The organism is Mesorhizobium sp. M0491 (genome assembly GCF_040321265.1).
In the GTDB taxonomy this organism is placed as follows: Bacteria; Pseudomonadota; Alphaproteobacteria; order Rhizobiales; family Rhizobiaceae; genus Mesorhizobium.
The window spans coordinates 98,117-118,056 of record NZ_JAMYRE010000025.1 but is presented as its reverse complement, the minus strand read 5'-3'; the positions used below and the strand labels follow the sequence as shown (position 1 = coordinate 118,056).

Annotated in this window: 16 protein-coding genes; 7 read left to right on the top strand and 9 right to left on the bottom strand. The window is 63.7% G+C overall.

The features are described 5' to 3' along the window. Positions 1-121: 121 nt before the first annotated feature. The 4 genes from NKI69_RS27720 to NKI69_RS27705 form a co-directional block, all read right to left on the bottom strand. Entirely contained in the window at positions 122-1,774 is a 1,653-nt protein-coding gene (locus NKI69_RS27720) for a vWA domain-containing protein (protein ID WP_023809190.1), read from the bottom strand. Positions 1,775-2,155: 381 nt separating this feature from the next. Further along, a complete protein-coding gene (locus NKI69_RS27715) occupies positions 2,156-3,154 on the bottom strand; it encodes a GlxA family transcriptional regulator (protein ID WP_032908654.1) in 999 nt (332 codons plus the stop codon). A 20-nt stretch (positions 3,155-3,174) separates the two neighbouring features. Then, positions 3,175-4,074, bottom strand: a complete 900-nt coding sequence (folD, locus tag NKI69_RS27710) for a bifunctional methylenetetrahydrofolate dehydrogenase/methenyltetrahydrofolate cyclohydrolase FolD (RefSeq protein ID WP_023809192.1) — start codon at positions 4,072-4,074, stop codon at positions 3,175-3,177. Between the two features lie 180 nt (positions 4,075-4,254). Next, positions 4,255-6,801 (bottom strand): GumC family protein, encoded by a 2,547-nt coding sequence (locus tag NKI69_RS27705; RefSeq protein WP_023809193.1) that lies wholly within the window; start codon positions 6,799-6,801, stop codon positions 4,255-4,257. 198 nt (positions 6,802-6,999) lie between these two features. Between NKI69_RS27705 and NKI69_RS27700 the strand changes: the two genes are divergently transcribed. Further along, on the top strand, positions 7,000-8,295 hold the full coding sequence (locus NKI69_RS27700; protein WP_023809194.1) for a lipopolysaccharide biosynthesis protein: 1,296 nt from the start codon (positions 7,000-7,002) through the stop codon (positions 8,293-8,295). A 2-nt stretch (positions 8,296-8,297) separates the two neighbouring features. Here NKI69_RS27700 and NKI69_RS27695 read toward each other — a convergent pair whose 3' ends face one another. Genes NKI69_RS27695 through NKI69_RS27685 form a run of 3 tightly spaced genes read right to left on the bottom strand, consistent with a single transcriptional unit; the run spans position 8,298 to position 11,187 of the window. Then, complete coding sequence (locus NKI69_RS27695) at positions 8,298-9,227, bottom strand: DUF6492 family protein (protein ID WP_023809195.1); 930 nt, start codon at positions 9,225-9,227, stop codon at positions 8,298-8,300. Further along, positions 9,224-10,018 carry a WecB/TagA/CpsF family glycosyltransferase gene (locus NKI69_RS27690; RefSeq protein WP_023809196.1) on the bottom strand — a complete coding sequence of 265 codons (795 nt, stop codon included), beginning with the start codon at positions 10,016-10,018 and terminating at the stop codon, positions 9,224-9,226. Before NKI69_RS27690 ends, NKI69_RS27695 begins: the two co-directional genes overlap by 4 nt. Further along, positions 10,015-11,187: a glycosyltransferase family 4 protein gene (locus NKI69_RS27685; protein WP_352722960.1), complete on the bottom strand. Its 1,173-nt coding sequence runs from the start codon at positions 11,185-11,187 to the stop codon at positions 10,015-10,017. Before NKI69_RS27685 ends, NKI69_RS27690 begins: the two co-directional genes overlap by 4 nt. A 172-nt stretch (positions 11,188-11,359) precedes the next feature. Between NKI69_RS27685 and NKI69_RS27680 the strand changes: the two genes are divergently transcribed. From NKI69_RS27680 to proC, 3 genes are read left to right on the top strand one after another with little or no spacing between them, the layout of a single operon-like run. Beyond that, positions 11,360-12,358, top strand: coding sequence for a glycosyltransferase family 2 protein (locus tag NKI69_RS27680; RefSeq protein ID WP_023809197.1), 999 nt, complete (start codon positions 11,360-11,362; stop codon positions 12,356-12,358). Continuing rightward, complete coding sequence (locus NKI69_RS27675) at positions 12,327-13,661, top strand: O-antigen ligase family protein (protein ID WP_023809198.1); 1,335 nt, start codon at positions 12,327-12,329, stop codon at positions 13,659-13,661. Before NKI69_RS27680 ends, NKI69_RS27675 begins: the two co-directional genes overlap by 32 nt. Before the next feature lie 59 nt (positions 13,662-13,720). Beyond that, positions 13,721-14,536, top strand: coding sequence for a pyrroline-5-carboxylate reductase (gene proC, locus NKI69_RS27670; protein ID WP_023809199.1), 816 nt, complete (start codon positions 13,721-13,723; stop codon positions 14,534-14,536). 3 nt (positions 14,537-14,539) lie between these two features. Here the strand turns inward: proC and NKI69_RS27665 are convergent, their stop codons facing one another. Continuing rightward, positions 14,540-15,856, bottom strand: coding sequence for an NAD(P)H-dependent oxidoreductase (locus tag NKI69_RS27665; RefSeq protein ID WP_023809200.1), 1,317 nt, complete (start codon positions 15,854-15,856; stop codon positions 14,540-14,542). A gap of 339 nt (positions 15,857-16,195) precedes the next feature. On the opposite strand from NKI69_RS27665, the gene NKI69_RS27660 reads away from it, so the two are divergent. From NKI69_RS27660 to NKI69_RS27650, 3 genes are all read left to right on the top strand, one after another. After that, complete coding sequence (locus NKI69_RS27660) at positions 16,196-17,602, top strand: PTS galactitol transporter subunit IIC (RefSeq protein WP_128302666.1); 1,407 nt, start codon at positions 16,196-16,198, stop codon at positions 17,600-17,602. Between the two features lie 73 nt (positions 17,603-17,675). Beyond that, positions 17,676-18,137, top strand: a complete 462-nt coding sequence (locus NKI69_RS27655) for a PTS sugar transporter subunit IIA (protein ID WP_023809202.1) — start codon at positions 17,676-17,678, stop codon at positions 18,135-18,137. Positions 18,138-18,154: 17 nt separating this feature from the next. Further along, positions 18,155-18,442: a PTS sugar transporter subunit IIB gene (locus tag NKI69_RS27650; protein WP_023809203.1), complete on the top strand. Its 288-nt coding sequence runs from the start codon at positions 18,155-18,157 to the stop codon at positions 18,440-18,442. A gap of 48 nt (positions 18,443-18,490) precedes the next feature. Here NKI69_RS27650 and NKI69_RS27645 read toward each other — a convergent pair whose 3' ends face one another. Continuing rightward, positions 18,491-19,885 carry a multicopper oxidase family protein gene (locus NKI69_RS27645; RefSeq protein WP_352722959.1) on the bottom strand — a complete coding sequence of 465 codons (1,395 nt, stop codon included), beginning with the start codon at positions 19,883-19,885 and terminating at the stop codon, positions 18,491-18,493. Between the last annotated feature and the right edge of the window lie 55 nt (positions 19,886-19,940).

Below are 19,940 nucleotides of genomic sequence, written 5' to 3'. Positions count from 1 at the left end.
ACGAACAGGATGGAAACGAATCTCCATCCTGTTCGATAGGTCTTACCAGATCCTCATCCAGCCCAACTTAAGTGAACTGCATTAGGCACATGGCCGCCCTCTGGCGGTTGTGCATACGCTTCTAGTGCACGGTTAGCTCCGCTCGCTCGCCGGCCTTGACCGTCACGTTGCCTTCTTTGGAACTGTTATCGGATTTCTCCGAGACGACGGCATAGTCACCCGCCGGGATCGCTGCCTGATACTTCTGGTCGAATGCATAGCCAAGCGACTTGCGGTTGCCGTTGATGTCCTTCTTGGCCTCGAAAATCTCGATCTTCGAGGCTCCGGGCGCGGTGATCGCCAGCACGCCGGCATTCATTGCGACCTTCAGATCCTGAAATTCGCCCACCTTGACAGTGAACGGCTGCTCGACGACGGCGAGATCAACCGCCGCAATCAACACATAGTCATCGGGTGGCAGATCGAATTTGCTGTCGGGTCCGTAGGCATAGGTCACCTCGTCCCTGGTTCCATCGATCTTCTTTTTTGCCTTGAGCACCTTGAAGCCGATGCCTGAACCGTCCGCCTTGTCGCCGCCGGCAGCATAGTAAGCATTGGCAACGACATGGCCGACACCGGCAATCATGTCCTTTTCCACGGTCTTGCCGGCAGCCAGCGGAATCGTCTCGGTAGCCGCGCCCTGCCCGATCGTGACAGTCACCTTCTGGTCGCCGGCCGGCAACACGGCTTTCGTCGTCCCATAAAAGGTCGCGGGCATGTCTGCACCCGGATAATCGATGACGACAGCCGCGCCATCGACGACATCCGCCCCCGCGCTCGGTCGCGGGTGGATGATGAGCGTGCCGGCATTCAAGTTGAAAAGCGGCTTGTAGACCTGGCCGGCCTCGATCTTGACCTTCTGCTCGGTTTTCGCCTGGCCGTCACTGGCCACGACGATATAGTCGCCCGGTTCCAGATTGGCCTTATAGGCACCGTATTCGGTGCTGACGTAGTCGCCGCGCGTACCGTCGGGTTTGGCCTTGTAGATTTCCCAGGCGTTGCCGTCAGTGACGGGATCGCCGCCCTCGGCAAGCACCGCTATCGGCAGGAAATTGAATTCCGCTTTGGCCGGCTCCGGCGCGGGCGCAGGTGCCGGAGCCGGTTCAGGAGCAGGCGCCGCCACTGTCTCGACAAGCGCCTCCTGCAACGCCTTCTCGTCGGAGGCCTGGATGTATTTGCCGCCGGTGTTGTCGGCGAGGCAGGCGATCTGCTTGCCCTCGTCGGCGGTGAGGCCGAAACCGACGACATCGGCGGTGAAGTCGACGCCGGATGCCTCGAGCTCCTTGCCAAGCGCGCAGGGATCGCCGCCGCATGTTTCGAGCCCGTCGGTGATGAGCACGACGGTCGCCTTGTCCTCGGTGTATTTCAACGCCTCGGCCGCCTGCTTGACGGCAGCGGTCAGCGGTGTCTTGCCGAGGAATTTCAGGCTGTCGGCGGCGGCCGAAATGGCGCTGCCCGAACCTGCCTGCGGCGGCACGATCAGCTGGATGTCGTCGCAGCTGCCCTTTTCACGATGGCCATAGGCCATGAAGCCGATCTCGTCGTCGGTGGGGACCGATTGAAGCACGGTTCGAAGCGACTCTCGGGCGATTTCGAGCTTGGGCTTGCCGTCGATCTGCGCCCACATCGAGCCGGACGCATCGAGAATGATGATGACCTTGTTTGCGGCGAAGCCTAACGTCGTCATCGACAAAAGGAGGATCGCCGCAGCGACGCCCCGTGCAAGTCCCGCCATCGAAATCTCCTAAATCCGCCCCTGATCCGGGCGGCAAGCTATTTGACGCGGCGCCGGGACACAAGTCCGGGCGCCCGGTGCGTAGGGCTGCGGACCCAGCTTAACAAAAATACTGGCGACAGCCAGTTCGGCGGTGTCGGCAGCCTTTTTCCCCGGTAATAGGAATTTTTTCTTGACACCATGCCCTCAGCTAAGGTACATATTTGGCTATGGTGCTGATTTGCGCCGGTGGCCCGCCGCAATAGGCGGGTTTTTTCGTTTGATGCACCCGTCAGCCTACGCGCGGCGAAGGCTCCGAAAGAACCCATTAACCCGAATTCATGGCCCTGGCCCAATGCGCCGGGGCCGAATGCCGCACTTTTCAACGAAAACGAAACCCGCTCAGTAAGTCGTGCGGCGCTCTTCCGAGGGCGGCCTGCCGAATTGCAGCCGGTAGCTCTGGGCGAAGTAGGAATGCGAGGTGAAGCCGGTCGCGATCGCCACGTCGAGGATCGGCATGTTGGTCTGGCGCAGCAGTTCGCGCGCCCGCTCCAGCCGCAACCGCATGTAATAACGGCCGGGCGTGACGCTGAGATGGCGCAGGAACAGGCGCTCGACCTGGCGCACCGAAAGGCCGGCGGATTTGGCCAGCTGTACCGCCGACAGCGGCTCGTCGAGGTGGTCGGCCATCAGTTCGACGATACGCCTAAGCTTCTCCGACTTGCCGGTCAGGTCGCGTTCCGGCCCGACGCGCTGACGGTCGCCGGCCGAGCGGATGCGTTCGTGCTGGAACTGGTTGGCGACGCCATTGGCGAGGTTCGAGCCGAAATCGCCGCGCACGATCTCCAGCATCAGGTCGATCGAAGTGGTGCCGCCGGCACAGGTGTAGCGCTTGCGATCGATCTCGAAGACGTTGCCGGTGCAGTTGATGTCGGGGAAGCGTTCGACGAAGCCGGCACGGTTTTCCCAATGGATGGTGCAGCGATAGCCTTCGAGCTGGCCGGCCTCGGCCAGCAGATAGGAGCCGACCGACAGGGCACCCAGCGCATTGCCGCGCCGGCCCCAGCTTCGCAAAGCCGCCAGCACCTTGCTCTTGCCGGGGAATTCCGTCGTCAGCCCAACCGAGACGAACAGGATATCGACCGGCGGCAGGTCGGCAACGGCATAGTCGATCTTGAGCGGCAGGCCGTTGGAAGCCATCACCGGATCGCCATCGGCCGACACCGTCGTCCAGCCGTAGAAGTCACGGCCGAGCAACCGGTTCGCCGACCGGAACGTATCGATCGCGGCAGCCAGCGAGAACATGGAGAACTTGTCGACCAGCAGGAATGCGAACTGCCGGCCACCTTGAACGGGGTCCGCGATGACCGGCCGTTCTGAGGGAACACTGGGGTTCGGCAAAGCTGCGGCTTTCTGGCGGGTCAGAAGGACGGCCGTTTCAATCCGGCCGCAAGGTAGGCCGAGGCTAACGTATTGGCCATCAGCATGGCAATGGTCATAGGCCCGACACCGCCAGGCACCGGCGTGATGGCGCCGGCGGCCTTGGCCGCTTCGGCATAGGCGACATCGCCGACGAGGCGGGACTTGCCCTCGCCCTTCTCGGGTGCGGGAATGCGGTTGATGCCGACATCGATGACGGTAGCGCCTGGCTTCACCCAATCGCCCCTGATCATCTCCGGCCGGCCGACGGCCGCGACCAGAATGTCGGCGGTGCGGGCAAGTGCCGGCAGGTCTTTGGTACGGCTGTGAGCGATGGTGACGGTGCAGTTGGCGGCGAGCAGAAGATTGGCCATCGGCTTGCCGACGATGTTGGAGCGACCGACGACGACGGCATTGAGGCCGGACAAATCCTTGCCGCGCACACGTTCGATCAAAAGCATCGAGCCGGCCGGTGTACAGGGCACGAAGGCAGTCTCGAGTTCACCGGTGCCGAGCTTGCCGACATTGATGAAGTGGAAGCCGTCGACGTCCTTTTCCGGCGCGATGGTCTGGATGATCTTGCCGGCGTCGATATGGGCAGGCAGCGGAAGCTGCACGAGGATGCCGTTGATGGCGGGATCGGCGTTGAGGTCGCCGATGATCTTCAGCAATGCCGGTTCCGAGGTTTCGGCCGGCAGCGTGTGCTGGACGGAATGAAAGCCGCATTCCTTGGCGGTGCGCGACTTGGACGCGACATAGACCTGGCTGGCGGGATCCTCGCCGACGATGACCACGGCAAGACCGGGCTTGGGCTTGCCCTTGGCGACAAGCTCGGCCGTCAGGGACTTGACCGTCCCCACAACGTCCCCGGCAACGCTCTTGCCATCAATCACTTCAGCCATGGACCACCCTCAACACCAGAATGCCCAAGCGCGTCGCTTCCGGAAGCGACGCGCTTTTCGATCTTTCACCGCGTGGCATTTTCACGAAAATTCCATCATGCAATCCCGCCAAAGCGCCGTCCCATGCCGTTTACGCGAAACCGGCATGTTTTTGTACGGCACCGCGCAGATTTTTGTGGCTCAGAAGTAGCGGCGGCGCGCGCGGCTCTCGGTCAGTTCGCGAACCGCTTCGCGGAATTCGCGCAGGCTGGCGCGGATTTCCTCGATTGGCGCTTGCTGCTCGGCATCCTCCGCGGCCCGCGACGGCTCCGCCGATTGCTGATGAGGCTGAGGCGCCTGTTGCTGCTGGAGGGGCGGTTGTGGATAGGACTCGGAAGCAGGCTGAGCCGGATCGGGCTGCTGCCCGGCGTTGGCGGCCGGCATCGATGGCAAATAGGGATAGCCCGGCGGCTGCGCGTAGCCCAATGGCTGCGCGTAGGGATAGAGCTGCGGCCCGGAATATGGCCGCTGCGTCACCATGGGAGGCGGCAGTGGCGGCTGCGCCGTCTGCTGCGGATGGCCGCCGGGCTGGAAAGGCGGCGCCGGGTATGCTGTCGCGGCCGCCTGCCGAGGCTCGAAGGCCGGCGCCGACTGGGGATAAGCGCGGTATTGCGGATCCTGCATTGGTTTCGCGTTTTCGGCAGAGGCCCATTCAACGGTATCGAACGGCTCCTCCCGGGATGGCCTGCGGGAGACGGACTTATGCAGTCTCGACAGCAAGGCACCGATCCGGCCGGGACCTTCGGCCGGCGAGACCTCGGCTTGCTGGACAGGCGGTGGCGCGGCCGGCGGTGGTGATGCAGGCGGGGGTGTCGATGGCTGCGGCGCTGGTGTTTGTGGCGGCGCCGGCGGCGCTGCCCGATATGCCTTGTCTTCGTAAGGCGTCCGGCGTTCGTCCGTGCCATGGTCGCGGCGCGAGCGCGAATTGGCGGTGTCACGCAGGCTCTCATAGGCGCCACGCATGGCTCCGAGGCCAATGCCGGAGGCAAAGCCCAGCAACAGGCCGCCGAGCGCGACCACGACCCGCGACGGCCCGTTTGCCTCGAGCGGCGCGAAGGCCTTCGAGATCACGTTGATGTTGGCTGTGTTGATGTCCTTCTGCTCGCCGGTTTCCTTGGCGCGCAGCAGATACTGTTCGTAGACGGAACGCTTGGCGGTCGCCTCGCGCTCCAGTTCGCGCATCGACACCAGGTCGCTGTTGACGTCGCCGCTGCGGACCTTCAGCTGCGCCAGGCGAGAGGCAAGGTCCTGTTCGAGCTGGACCGCGCGCTTGAGGTCGACCTGCAGCGACGAGCCTATACGGCGCAGCTCCGCGGCGATGCGGTCGCGTGCGCCGGCAATCTGGGCATTGAGCGCCTGGAGTTCGGGATGACGCGGGCCGAACCGGATGGCGGCGCGGTCAGCCTCCTGCTTGAGCGACGCATATTGCGAACGCAGATCGCTCATCGTGTTGGAGTTGATCTCCTCCGGCAAGGTGCCGGTGAGGACCGAATTGACGTCGACCGACCGCGCCGAAGCGGCCCGGGCATTCAGCTCCAGCGTGCGGGCGCGGGCAATCGACAGTTGCTCGTTGAGCTTCAGCATCTCGTCATCGCTGATGAGATGGCCCTGCGCGTCGACAAGGTCGTGCGTGGCCCTGAAATCTTCGACCTTGCGCTCGGCGGCCTCGACTCCCTTGCGCAACTCGTCAAGCCGGGCCGTCAGTTCGTCGGTGGCGCGGCCTGCGGTGTCCGACTGTATCTGGCCGAAAGTCTGCAGAAAGACATCCGTCATCGTGTTGGCGATGAGGGCCGATTTCTCGCCATTCTGCGTGGTGGCACTGACGGTGATGACGAAGGTCTTGCCGCCGCGCTCGACCGAAAGGCTCTCGGCCAGATTGCCGACAGCAAGCGCGCGGCGGCGGGCGTCGTCGACACCGCCCGGCCCGTCATTGCGGGACAGGACGGAGCGGATGAGCGACATGACGCTGAGGCCGCCGCCGTCTTGCCCATTGAATTCCGGATCATTGACCAGATTGAGCTTGTCCACGACCTTGTTGAGAACGGTGCCTGATGTCAGCACCCGGACCTGGTTCTCGACGATGGCCAGCGTTGCATCGGAAGCCACGACCGACTGGGTGAGGTCGCGATCGGTGAGCTTCAGGTCGCGTGGGTCGACGATCAGTTCGGTGGTGGCTTCGTATTTCTTCGGCGTCGACAGCGCGATGGTGATGCCGAGCGCGGCGCCCAGTATCGTCGTCGTCACGATCAGCAGCTTCGACTTGCCGACACCGCGCACGACCTGCATCGGGTCGATCAGCGGCTTCCACTGCTGGCTGTCCATGCCGTCGTTTCGGGATACCGACGCGTCGCCTGCAGCGTAAGGGTCCGATGCACGATCGGCGCGACGGGCGCCAGCGGTTTCGGCGGCACCAATTTGTGTCCGTGGCGTGGTTTGCGCGCGGTGCGGCGATGAAGCCCGCTCCTGATGCCCGTCGGTCGCGACCGGATCCGACAGTTTCGGGTTGCGCGCCTCGCGCTGCGAACGGGCGAGGCGATGACGTGTGGCGGCATCCTCGCGCCATGACGGGTCTGCCCGGTCGCCTATCGAGACCAGCGACGCGTCGGGTTCGTCGCCGCGCACAGCCTGGCCAAGCGCCAGCAATGAGCGCTCGCGCTTCCAGTCTTCGCGGTTTTCCCTGTCGACCATCGTCTGGAACTTTACCTTTGGCGACCTGCAAACGGCGATTGGCCATTCGTTAAGCCACGCTAAACAGGCATGGAAAACAAAAGGTTAATTTTCCCGCGCCGAAGCGTCGGTTTCTCGCTTCGGTTGCATCTATTTTCGACACAAGCCCAAGCTCCAGAACGGCACGTTAAGTTTTCCGGCCTAGGCTCTCCTCGAGACATGACGCAGGCCAGTGACATACCGCAAAGGCGGCCCCTCGCCCGGATCGGCAGCTTTTTGGCCGAACGACGGGGGCTGCTTCGCGACTATTTCTCGGCGATCAGCGGCGCCGGCGGGCGACTGGTGTTTTCGCTGGCCTATTTCATCGCGTTGGCCAACACGCTGTCCATTTCCGAATTCGGCATGTTCGCCACCGCATCGGCGGCCGGTGTCATGCTGTCGCGCATCCTCGCTTTCGGGTTCATCTCGGCGCTCTACCGCACCGCCACCATCCGCCCCAATCTGATCGGCACCTTCTCCGCCGGCTTCCTGCTGCTCGGCGTGCTGTCGCTGCCGCTGCTGGCCGCGGCCTCGTTCGGCGTCTATCTGCTTTTCTTCGCCGACACCGTGCCGCTGTCGGTGTTTGCGGCAATCGTCTTTGCCGAAGCGCTGTTGTGGCGGCCGGTCGAGGTAGCACTGATCGTCAACAACGGCCTGGGCAAATTCGGCCGCGCCGCGCTGCTGGCCATCCTGGCGACCGCGCTGCGGGCGCTCGGCGCGGTGCTGTTCATGTTCTCAGCACAACACAGCGTCTGGATATGGTCTTGGTTCTATATCGGCGCCAATGCCGCCTCGCTGCTGATTGCCTTCGGCTTCTTCTACCCGCGCCAGAGGCTGCGGCTGCGGGTCGCTCTGTATCTTCGGCGATTGGCCGATTCCATCTATGTGGCCGGCGCCGAAGTGCTGTTCTACCTGCAGATGGAGTTCGACAAGCTGCTGGTGCTGGCGATCGGCGGCCCGCATCTGGCTGGCATCTACGCCATCATCATGCGGCTGGTAGACCTGACGGCCATTCCGATCCGCACCTTCTCGATGATGCTGGTGCAGCGCATGATGCGCGCACCGGAACTGTTGTCACGGCTGGCGGTCAAGAGCGGCATCGAAGGCGGTGTGTTCGCGGTCTCCACGGCAGCGCTGCTGACGCTTGGCATCGTGCTGCACTTCTTCCCCAACGCACTCGGCAAGAATGTCGCCGAGGCTGCCCCGCTGGTGGTGCTGGCGATCTGCGTGCCGGGACTGCGCAATCTTGTCGAATACCAGGCCGAACTTTTGTTCGCGCGCGGCCAGACGCTGGTACGGGCGCTCAATCTCGGCCTGCTCGCCGCGCTGAAGGCACTGTTGCTGACCTATGTGCTGACGACCATCCTCGACACGCCGAATCTGGTGCTATCGCTCAATGTCGTCTTCCTGCTTCTGTATCTCGCCTCGACGCTGCTCACCTATTCGGCGATGCGCAAGCCGGCGAAGGCGATTTAGCACTAAGAGCGGTCTAGCCCGATCAGACGGCGGATGCGGCCGATGTCGGTGCCGATGAAGGACTGCATGCCGATCGCCACCTGCTCCGGCGCCATGGCGGCAACGAAGCGGCGGAACTCGTCATCCGAAAGCGCTTCGCCGGTCCAGTGCACACGGCAGAACTCTTCGGAACCGTGGAAGTGGCCGGCTCCGTCCAGCAGATCATCGACATAGCGGCCGTAGATCATGCATTCGGAGAATTTGCGCGCCCAGCCGACGACCTCGACCCAGTCGCGGCCATGGACCTTCTCGATCTCGCCGCACATGGCCAGCACGCTGTCGCGCCGCCACGCGATCAGCGTCGAGATATAATCATGGATCGACGTCCGGGACGGGTCGATGCCGAGTGCCGATCCCGCATTGCGCGACCAGATGCGATGCTCCTCATGACCTTCGTCCGCCAGGACACCGTCGCGGCGAAACAGGCGCACCTTGCCGTCGCGCCAGAAGGCGCCGCAGTCGAAAGGTTTGAGGAAAGCGACGTCTGAATCGCAGAAGATGAGCACGTCTTGAGATGCATGCCCCGAGATGGCGATGCGGCGCAATTGCTGCACATGCCAGCCGCGCAGCGGCTGGGTCTTCAGGCTGAGCCAGACGCGCCGGCGAAACAGGCTGAGCGGATCGTCGACGGCGTGCAGCCAGCGCGGCAGCAATTCACGCTCGTCGACGACCGTGCGGCGGCCGGTTTCCAATTGGCGAAACAGACTGACGTCGCGATGTTCGACCAGGATGTAATGGTGCGCCGCGCCCGAAACGTGGCGATCAAGTGTCTCGCACAGCAGGCGGCAGCGCTCGAAGTCGGGCGCGTAGCTTGCCGTCACGATTGCCGCCGTCGGTGTCTGCCGCAGCGGGCTTGGCTCGACAGCGGCACCTGGCACGAACCTGCTGTTCACTTGATATCCCTCGCTGCTTCGGGTGTCCGCGAGAATTTCTGCCTGACGACGCGCAGCAGGAACAGGGGGTTGCCGACCACATAGCGGCGCCACAGGCGGCTCGGTTCGACAGCCAACCGGAACAGCCATTCGAGCCGCAGCCGGCGCATCCACAAGGGCGCGCGGGGCACCGCGCCGCTCAGGAAATCAAGCAACGCGCCGACGGCGATCGGCAGCGTGCAATGGCGCGCGTCGATGTGGCGTTCGATCCACAATTCCTGGCGTGGCACGCCCATGGCGACGAGCAGCACGTCGGGCCGAAGCGCGGCGATCCGGTCGACGATTTCCTGCTCCTGCGAAGCAGGGAAATAGCCGTCATGGATCACCACGAAGCTGTGCTGCACCGCCAATGCGGCCAGCTTGACCGACGCCGCTTCGGCATTGACGCGCGTCGCGCCGAGCAGGCCGACGGTGAGCGGCGTCGTTGAGGCCTGCAGGAAGGCCGGGACGAAATCGGTACCGTTCAGATTGTCGGGAAATGGCGCCCCGTAGAGGAGTCTCGCCGCCAGATCGATACCGATGCCGTCGGGCAGGATGAGGAAATCATCGAGTGCCTCGGCGAACACCGGGTCGGTATAGGCGATGTTGGCGTTGTGGGCGTTGAGGAAACTGACCTTGGTGAAGCGCCGCTCGGCAATCAACCGGTTCAGCAGGGCGATGGCATCGTTCCAGCGGACCGCAACCACCGGGATGCCAAGGATCGTCTTCAGCTTGTCGAGCCCGGACGCGGCGCGGGCGGAATGCATGTTCACGCAAACGCCTCCTGCCTGACGGGAGCGAGTTTTTCGAGGCCGAGCCGGATGGCGGCGTCGAGCGCCTTGACCTGCGAGCCCCGGAACGCGCTGCCGTCAACGTCGCGGATGTCGGCCGCCGCGGCCTCGAGTGCCCTGGCGAAGGCGGCGGGATCGTCGGTGACGACGCAATTGGACGGACGGTGGTCGATGCCGCGCAGCGAACGGCTGGTGGCGACGGAAGGCAGGCCGAGCTCGAAGGTTTCGATTGTCTTCAACTGGACGCCGCTGCCTGCGGTGCTGATCAGCGGAATGACGGCAGCACCGCGCACGAACGCCTGCGCGTCGGGCACGCGGCCGACAAATTCAACACCCGGATGCTTCGACGTGACGCCCGAAGGCATGTGGCCGGCGATGCGGATGCGAAAGTCGGGCCGCAGATGCGGCACGACTTTGCCCAGGAACCAGTCGAGGCCGATGCGGTTCGGCTGCCAGGTCCAGGTGCCGATCAGGGCGGCGTCGCAGTCGATGCGGCGCGGGCCTTTCAGGGTTGGCGCGTGGGCACCGGTCACCAGTGGCAGCACCGCCGAGCGGTCGTGCGAGGCGACACCGAGGGCGGCGCGGTCTTCTTCGGCCAGGGTGAAGACGAAGCGCGCCCGGCGGCAGAGACGCTCTTCGACGATCTTGAGCAGCCTCGCCTCGCGGCGAAACAGCAGGCGCTGGAAGAGGCTGCCAGCGGCAGCGGCATTCTCCCGCGCCGAAAGATGCTCGACATTGTGGGCAACGAAGATCGAAGGCCGGTCGGTGAACAGTTTTTCGAAGGCACCGGCGAACTGCACGGAATTCAGGACATAGCCATCAACCGGTCCAGCGCGCTCAATGGCAGCGAGAACATCGCTGTCGGACACGGCGCGCAGCTTGGCCGAGGCGAAGGTGAGGCCCGAAAGCAGCGCCTTGCCGACCCAGGCCAGCTTTTGCCGCGCGGAGGCATTGTCCGTGCGCACGTCGATGGCACCCAGAACCACGGTGTTTTCGGGGTCGGCCGCGGGTTTTCCCGGCCAGGTGAAGCCGATGACGGTTACGCGCGCGCCAGCGCGCCGCAAGGCAGCGATGATCGCAGCGTTGGCGATCTCGTAGCCCGAGGCGAGAGCGCCGTCAGGCACGATCGATGTGGCGAACAGCAGATGCATCTCACCTATCCTGTGGTGTAGCCGGTAGCAAAGTGCGGTGAACCCTTGATTAAGCCAGCACATTCGACGGCCGAAAGTCCCTGTCTGGCGGGCTTCTCCGTGGAAGGTGATTAACGAAACCTTATCAACCGTGGTGCTACCAGAGCCCAACTCACCATGTGGCTGGACGCGGATGATCCCTTTGCCATCGGACGGTTCGGTATCGATCGCTGGACGCACGCCGCGGCTCGACGTCGAGGCCGTCGAAGCCGTCGTCACCTTGCCGACCTTCAAGCGCCCCGAGCAGGTGCTGGAAACGCTGGCGTCGCTGCGCGCGCAGCAAACCGGCAGGCGCTTTGCCGTGATCGTCATGGAAAACGAAGCCGAGGCGCGGGCCGGCGCCAAGGCAGCGCTGCCGCTGTTCGAGCGGGGCGAAATGTCGGGCCTGGTGATCATCGCGCATGAGCGCGGCAATTGCAGCGCCTACAATGCCGGCTGGCAGACGGCCATCCTGCAATTCCCGAACTTCAGGCATCTGCTGGTCATCGACGATGACGAGATCGCCGATCCGCAATGGCTGGAACGGATGTGCCAGGCTGCCGAAACGCTTGGCGCCGATATTGTCGGCGGCCCGCAGGTGCCCATGTTTGCCGACCCTGCCCATGCGCGATGGGCCGAGCATCCGGTGTTCGCGCCGCCTTATCGGGAAACCGGACGCGTGCCGGCGCTCTATTCGTCCGGCAATCTTCTGGTCGGGCGCAACGTGCTGATCGCCATGGGTCCGCCCTTTCTCGATCTCAGATTCAACTTCATGGGCGGCGGCGATTCCGACTTTCTCAGCCGGTCGGCGCAAAAGGGCTTTGTTCTGGGTTGGTGCGCCGAGGCCAAGGTGCTGGAAACCGTTCCGGCGCGGCGTATCGAAGCCGACTGGATCCGTGCCCGCAGCCTGCGCAACGGCGTGATCTCGACACTGGTCGAAAAGAAGAAGCGTGCCGGCACGCCAATGGCCGGCGCCAAAGTGTTGCTGAAGAGCCTGGCACTGCTTGCCGCTTCGCCCTTTCGCGGCCTGATCCGGCTGGCGCGGACCGGATCGCCTGATATCGCCATCTACCCCGTCCATGTGGCGCTGGGCCGCGTGCTGGCCGAATTCGGATATGCCAATGAGCAATACCGCCAGCCTGAGAAAAACTGAGCACGCGCCGCTCAGCGCCGCGTTCACGCGCGAAGGCGTGGCCACCGCCATTGCCGCGCTGCTGTTCACCGTCATCATGGTGTCCTTCCGGCCGTTCCAGCCGGGCGGCGCAGAACTTACCGGTCAAGGCGGCGACATCGTCAACCAGCTTGGCTTCGGCTCGCTCGGCGCCATGTCGATCTTCTCGCTGATGGCCTTTGCCGATCCGCGCGTCGTGCGCTCGCTGCTCAGCCCATCCTGGGTGCTGATGCTGGGCTTCTTTTTCCTGTCGGTGGTCCTGTCGACCGATCCGCCTTCGGCGATGCGCGCCGCCTCCTTCACCCTGATCGGCATCCTGACGATGGCGACGATCCTGGTGCTGCCGCGCGACGCCGAAGCCTTCTCGAAGGTGATCATCTTCACCGCCGTCGTGGTCATGGGCCTTTCCTATCTCGGCCTCATCGTCTTTCCGCACGAGGCGATGCACACCGCCGACTCGCAGGAGCCCGAGCATGCCGGCCTGTGGCGCGGCGTGTTTACCCACAAGAACATCGCCGGGCCGATCATGGCCTGCCTCAGCTTCGCAGGCCTCTATCTCTACCGGCGCGGACAGCGCTACTGGGGCGCCGGGATCTTCCTCGCAGCGATGATCTTCATGCTGCACACCGGCTCCAAGACGACTGCCGGCCTGGTGCCGTTCTCGATCCTGATCGTGATGTTCCCGAGCCTGATAGGCATGCGGCTCGGCACGCCGATCCTGTTTGCGCTGGCGATCGTCGCGACAGCGGTCGGCACGCTGGGCATCGTCTTCCTGCCGCCTGTAAAACATCTGGCGGCGATCTATTTCCCCGGCATGACCTATACCGGCCGCACGACGCTGTGGGAGTTCGCCGGCAGCATGCTGGCGAGGAAGCCATGGACCGGCTACGGCTATGAAAGCTTCTGGGGCACGCCGCTCTTGCTCAACCAGGACCAGCCCTTCGACCGGCCGTGGGACATCAGGACCATCGTGCACGGCCATGACGGCTATCTCGACATCGCCGTGCTGATGGGCATTCCGGCACTGTGCGTGGCGGTCTACACTTTCCTCATCGCGCCGCTGCGCGACTACATGCGCATTCCGTTGCGCAGGGAAAACATCTTTCTCGGCGACTTCTTCATGATGGTGGTGCTGTTCACGGCGCTGAACGCCTTCCTCGAAAGCTTCTTCTTCCATCGCGGCGACCCGGTCTGGCTGTTCTTCGTGCTCGGCGTGCTTGGCCTCAGGCAAGTGTCGCTGCGGCCAATCGCGGTACGCGATCCCGATCGTGGCTCGCGATCCTGACAGGGCTTCCCCAGGGAAGCGCCAGCGTCTATGTGATGGCTTCCTTCGGAGGGCTTTCGATGACGATCAGACTTGTTCTCGCCGGCTGCGGCAATATGGGCTACGCCATGCTCTCGGGCTGGCTGAAATCCGGCAAGCTTGCGCCGTCGGCGGTCTTCGTGGTCGAGCCCAATGCCGATCTGCGCAATCGCGCGGCAGCGCTGGGCTGCGCGACATCAGCCGATGCCGATGGCATACCGGCCGATGCCGTGCCCGATCTCGTCGTCATCGCGGTGAAGCCGCAAGTGATCCGCAACGTGATTGCCGCCTACAAGCGCTTCGGCGACGGCCGCACCACCTTCGTCAGCATCGCCGCCGGCACGCCTGCCGCCACCTTCGAGGAAATCCTCGGCAACCGCGCGCCGGTCGTGCGCTGCATGCCCAACACGCCCGCGGCGATCGGCAAGGGGATGATGGTGGTGTTCTCCAACAGACTGGTGTCCGACGATACCAAGCGTTTCGTCGCCGACCTTTTGTCGGCGAGCGGCGAAGTGGCCACCATCGACGACGAGGGCTTGATGGATGCGGTGACCGCCGTGTCCGGATCGGGGCCGGCCTATATCTTCCATTTCATCGAGGCGCTGACCGTGGCCGCCGAGAAGGCCGGGCTGCCAGCCAAAACCGCCAAGCTGCTCGCCATGCAGACCGTCTACGGCGCTGCCTCGCTTGCCGCAGAAAGCAGCGAAGAGCCGGGCGTGCTGCGCCAGCAGGTGACCAGCCCCAAAGGGACGACGGCCGCGGCGCTGGAGGTGCTGATGGGCGAGGACCGGCTGACAAATCTGCTGACGCAGGCGGTGGAGGCGGCGCGGTTGCGGTCTGTCGAGCTGGGGAAATAATCCTCAGCTTGCCCCGTACAGCATCTCGTCCTGCAGCCGGCGCAAGGCGAACAGCCTCGTCGTCTGGTCGGGCGATGCATTGTCTGACGTCAGCAACTCACCTTTCCTGACCGGTTTCAGCACCTTGCCGCCCTCGAGCAGGCCGACCGGCACAGCGCGCCGGGCGCGGGCTTCGCCGACGGTCATGGTCCAGGAGCGGTAGCAGGTCTCGCCGATCGCATCGAAGGTCTCGCCGGCGGCAAGGTCGCGCTTGGCGACGGCGCACACTTCGGCCACCGGCCTCGGCAACGGCACCATGTCGGGCTTGCCGAAAAGCACGATGCGGGCGGCGGTCAGCGGCACCTCCAGCGACGTCAGATGATAGGGCCGGAACAGGCTGTAATAGGGGCCGTGGCCGATATGCAGATCGTCCATGCGCTCGATGATGCGCGGATGCGTCGCCTCGACGATGACGAAGACGCCAGGCGCGACGCCTTTGCCGACCGTGTAGTCGACGACGCCTTTCTTCAACAGCAGACCGCCATCCTCGCGCGGAATGAGCACCTTGGCGAGGTCGTCGCGGTCGGCCTTGGGGCCGTGCATGCCGGGCACATCGGGCACCAGCCCGGTGGCGTTGGCGATGGCGCACATCTCGACCATGGTCTTGGAGCCGTCGACGAACTCGACCAGCATGCGCGGGTTCATGTTGCGGCGGATCGCTTCGGCGCGATAGTCGTCCGGCACGGCATCGTGGTTGAGCGGGTTGTTCTTGCCCTTGCCGGCCGAGACGATGGTCAGCCCGAGTGCCGACGCAAACTCGATCAGTTCCATGCAGCTCGACGGCTCGTCGCCCGCACCCACCGAATAGACGACGCCAAGCCAGTCGGCCTGCTGCTTCAGATAGCAACCGATGGTGACGTCGGCCTCGACGTTCATCATCACAAGATGCTTGCCGTGCTCCATCGCCATGAGGTCGAAGTCGGCGGCGACACCCGGCTTGCCGGTGGCGTCGATGACGACGTCGATCAGCGGATTGGTGACCAGCATCTCGTTCGAGGTGATGGCGATCTTGCCGCTCTCGATGGCGCCGGTGACTTTCGACGCGGTGTCGGCTTCGACCGCCATGGCTTCATCGCCATAGGCGATGCGGATGGCATCGCGCGCGGTGTGCGGGCGGCGCGTCGAGACGGCGCAGATCGAAATGCCTGGCATCAGCATGCCTTGCGTGACCAGATCGGTGCCCATTTCGCCCGAGCCGATGACACCAATGCGCACCGGGCGGCCTTCGGCGGCACGCCTGGCGAGATCACGGGCAAGGCCGGTCAGGGCGACGTTGATCATGCAGGAATGTCCACAGCTTCGTGATTTGGGATCGGATAGCAGGGAACGGGTTCTATTTGCCAACGAAACCCGGTCGCGACCGGCAATTTCCACGAAATCGTCTCGGAAGGGACGTCCTTCGGGGCTCGATTGGCCGAAGCGCAACCAATTGACATCGCAGCGAACAACCCCAATAAAACATTCGTTTGTCAACAAAGGCAAATGTTCACCGACGCGACAGTCGGGAAGCATTCGCCTCTGGCGCAAATTGGGGAGTGTCTTTGCGCCACGGCGTCAAAGGCTGGATGGAGCATCATTGCGAGGCGTCGAGCGAAGGCTCGCGGCTCCAGGGGAGGAAAAATGGATACTGTTCTCGCGGGCCTCAAAGGGGCCATCGATACGCTTGGCCCGACGATCCTGCTGCCGATCGTCATTTTCATCATCGCCGTGGCTCTGGGCGCCAAGGTCAGCAAGGCTTTTCGCGCCGCCGTCACCATCGGCGTCGCCTTCATCGGCATCAATCTGGTGCTTGGCCTGATGTTCACGTCGATTGGCGATGTCGCCAAGGCCATCGTCACCAACACCGGCATTCATCGCGACATCATCGATGTCGGCTGGCCCTCCGCGGCCGCGATCGCCTTCGGCTCGTCGGTCGGCCTCTGGGTCATTCCGGTCGGCATCCTGGTCAATATCGTGCTGTTGCTGACACGCATGACGCGCACGCTCAATGTCGACGTCTGGAATTTCTGGCACTTTGCCTTTGTCGGCTCGCTGGTGGTCGCCGCAACCGACAATCTGGCCTATGGCATCGCGGTCGCAGCACTTGTCGCAGCACTCTCGCTGCTGTTCGCCGACTGGTCCGCGCGCGCGGTGCAGCAGTTCTACGGCGTGCCCGGCATTTCGGTGCCGCATCTCGCCTCGGCACAGATTCTGCCGATCGCCATTGTGCTCAACTGGATCATGGACCGCATTCCCGGGATCAACCGCATCAACATCAACACGGACACGATCGAGCGCAGGTTCGGCGTGTTCGGCGAACCTGTCGTGATGGGCCTGATCATCGGCCTCGTGCTTGGTGCGATCGCCTTCTACAATGCGGGTGATCTCAGTGTGGTGCTGGCAAAGGTTCTGGGCACCGGCATGACGCTGGCCGCGGTGATGCTGCTGCTGCCGCGGATGGTCAAGATCCTGATGGAGGGGCTGATCCCCGTTTCCGACGCCGCACAGGCGTTCGTGCGCAAGCGCACCGGTGACCGAGAGCTTCTCGTTGGTCTTGATTCGGCGATCCTGATCGGCCATCCGGCCGCGATCTCGTCGTCGCTGATCCTGGTGCCGATCGCAATCATCCTGTCCATCATCCTGCCGGGCAACCGCGTCATCCTGTTCGCCGACCTCGCGGTCATCCCCTTCATCGTCGCCATGACCGCGCCGCTGGTCAAAGGCAACGTGTTCCGCATGGTGGTGATCGGCACGGTGACGCTGGCCATCGGCTTCTACGTCGCCAACGCGCTGGCGCCGCTGTTCACAAGCGCTGCTGTCGCATCGGGCTTCAAGCTGCCGGCGGACGCGCTGCAGATCACCTCGGTGGTCGACGGCTTCCTGTGGGTGCCTTACGTGGTCATCGAGGCGATCCAGGGGATGGGGCTTGTCGGCATCATCGTGATCGCGGTGGTCATCGCGGCATTGTTTGTCCTCTACCGCCGCAATCCGCTCGGCTGGGAGCGGGCCGCGGGCGCCGAGGACGAGCCGGCCGAAGAGACGGCCTGACCTGATAGCGTCCACCCTTTAAACCGATCGTGCGCCCTTTCCGGGGCGCACGATTTCATCGACGGAGCAAAGAATGTCTGACGGCCTCATGCAACTTCTGGACCCCGATGCGATCGTGCTCGGATCCGATGCATCGACCAATGAGGAGATCATCCGCATCCTGGCGGGCCGGCTCGAGACGCTCGGCTATGTCAAAAGCTCCTATGCCGACGCGGTCGTGCGCCGCGAAATGACCATTCCGACAGGACTGCCGCTGGAGCGCGCCGACAATGTCGCTGTGCCGCACACCGATCCGGAACATGTGCTGAAGCCTGGCATCGCGCTGGGCACATTGAAGCAACCGGTGACCTTCGCCAACATGGAAGACCCCGACGAGAAGCTGCCGGTCGGCTTCGTCTTCCTGCTTGCCATCAATGACAAGGACAAGCAGATTGAGGCGCTGCAGGCCGTCATGGCCACCATCCAGAACCCGCAAGCCTTGGATGACTTGAGGTCGGCCAGAACCCTCGAAGACGTGCGAGCCGTACTCGGCTGAAACAAGGAGAAGCAGAGATGTCCAGACAGAAAACCATTCTCTTTGCCTGCGGCACGGGCATCGCCACCTCGACCGCGGTCAACGTCGCCGTCACCGAGGAAATGAAGAAACGCGGCCTCACCTTCAACGCCCAGCAGGCAAAGGCCACCGAAGTGCCTGGACTGGCCGACAATGTCGACTTCATCGTCGCAACCACACCGATCTCCGCTTCGGTGACCAAGCCGGTGATCAAGGGCCTCGCCTTCCTCACCGGCATCGGCAAGGACAAGGTGCTGGACGAGATCGAGGCGCAGTTGCGCAAATAAGGTCACAAGCTATCGCGGAGGCTACACGGCTTCTGCGAAAGAACAGGCTCAGACCACTCGGACGTAGCTCGTCATTCCCGATTTCTGATGCTCGATGATATGGCAGTGCAGCAGCCAGTCCCCGGGATTGTCGGCGACGAAGCCGAGCTGAACCTTTTCGTTGGGCTGGATGAGATAGGTGTCGGAAATAGCCGGCTGAACCTGGCGCGTCGAGGATGACAGCACCTTGAAGCTCATGCCGTGCAGATGCATCGGATGGGATTGCGGCGTCAGGTTCTCCATGTCGATGACGTAGCTTTGGCCAAGCTTCAGTTCGGCCAGAGGCGCGGTCGGATCCTTGGTGTCGCCGGGCCACGGCACTTTGTTGATGGCCCAGAAACTGTAGCCAAGCGAACCGCAGATGCCATCGCTCGGGACGTTTTCCGCCGTGGCGCTCAGTGCCAGGGAAATATGCCTGGCGCTGGCGAGATCCACTTTCGCCACCGGATTGAGCTCCAGCGGAGCAACATCCCGAATGTCCCGTTTGAGGGATTTTCCTGTCGCGTGCAGGGTTGCCAGGATTTTAGGCTTGGTGCCCCTGACATCCCTCAAGCTGACGATCGCGCCTTCCTCGTCGGGCATGCGTATGGCCAGTTCCATGCGCTGTCCAGGTCCAAGCAGCAAGGCGTCGGGCGAAAAACGTTCAGGCACCGGATTGCCGTCGAGCGCCATGACACTCGCCTCCGCACCGTCGACGCGAAAAGCGTAGATACGCGTCACGTCGGTGATGGCGACGCGCAGCCGCACCAGTCCGCCGGCCGGCGCATCATATTGCGGCTGGTCGAGCCAGTTGGCGGTGCGCACCGTGCCGTAAGTGCCGGTTCTTGCGGCATCGCGCGGCCGGAACTGATCGATGAACTGACCGTCGTCGCCGAGGCGCCAGTCGCGCAGGTTGAGGACGATTTCGGCATCGAATTTCGGATCGCTTGGATTTTCGACCACGATCACGCCGGTCAGGCCGTGGCCCATCTGCTCCAGCGTGTTGCAATGCGGGTGGTACCAGAAGGTGCCGGCGTCCGGCGGCGTGAAGGCGTAGTCGAAATGATCGCCGGTGTAGACGTAGGGCTGGACCAGGAACGGGACGCCGTCCATCTTGTTTGGAACGCGAATACCGTGCCAGTGGATCGTCGTCGGATCGTCGATCGCGTTGACAAGGCGTGCGGCGAAGGGCTCGCCTTTTTTCATCCTGAGCACGGGCGGCATTCCGGCGTTGCCATAGGTCAGCACATCCCTGGTCTGGCCGACATCCATCAGCTTCGCCTGGATCTTTGCCGTCTGCAAAACCACCGGCTCAGGCGTGGCAGCGGCCCAGCCGCCAAGCCGACCCATGGCCGAAAGCCCGACCCCGCCCGCGCCGGCTATTGCTGCCGTTTTCAAAAGCCTGCGGCGTGTGAGTAAGGTCATTCGGCGCTCCAACTGCAAAGGCGACTGCCCGCGAAGGTGTAACCGCCGCGCCATG

Bases quoted from the DNA above. Each gene is read 5' to 3' on its own strand.
- NKI69_RS27700 (WP_023809194.1), top strand. From the start codon at position 7,000: ATGACGCAGGCCAGTGACATACCGCAAAGGCGGCCCCTCGCCCGGATC.
- proC (WP_023809199.1), top strand. From the start codon at position 13,721: ATGACGATCAGACTTGTTCTCGCCGGCTGCGGCAATATGGGCTACGCC.
- NKI69_RS27680 (WP_023809197.1), top strand. From the start codon at position 11,360: ATGATCCCTTTGCCATCGGACGGTTCGGTATCGATCGCTGGACGCACG.
- folD (WP_023809192.1), bottom strand. From the start codon at position 4,074: ATGGCTGAAGTGATTGATGGCAAGAGCGTTGCCGGGGACGTTGTGGGG.
- NKI69_RS27655 (WP_023809202.1), top strand. From the start codon at position 17,676: ATGTCTGACGGCCTCATGCAACTTCTGGACCCCGATGCGATCGTGCTC.
- NKI69_RS27650 (WP_023809203.1), top strand. From the start codon at position 18,155: ATGTCCAGACAGAAAACCATTCTCTTTGCCTGCGGCACGGGCATCGCC.
- NKI69_RS27675 (WP_023809198.1), top strand. From the start codon at position 12,327: ATGAGCAATACCGCCAGCCTGAGAAAAACTGAGCACGCGCCGCTCAGC.
- NKI69_RS27685 (WP_352722960.1), bottom strand. From the start codon at position 11,187: ATGCATCTGCTGTTCGCCACATCGATCGTGCCTGACGGCGCTCTCGCC.
- NKI69_RS27705 (WP_023809193.1), bottom strand. From the start codon at position 6,801: ATGGTCGACAGGGAAAACCGCGAAGACTGGAAGCGCGAGCGCTCATTG.
- NKI69_RS27720 (WP_023809190.1), bottom strand. From the start codon at position 1,774: ATGGCGGGACTTGCACGGGGCGTCGCTGCGGCGATCCTCCTTTTGTCG.
- NKI69_RS27665 (WP_023809200.1), bottom strand. From the start codon at position 15,856: ATGATCAACGTCGCCCTGACCGGCCTTGCCCGTGATCTCGCCAGGCGT.
- NKI69_RS27660 (WP_128302666.1), top strand. From the start codon at position 16,196: ATGGATACTGTTCTCGCGGGCCTCAAAGGGGCCATCGATACGCTTGGC.
- NKI69_RS27645 (WP_352722959.1), bottom strand. From the start codon at position 19,885: ATGACCTTACTCACACGCCGCAGGCTTTTGAAAACGGCAGCAATAGCC.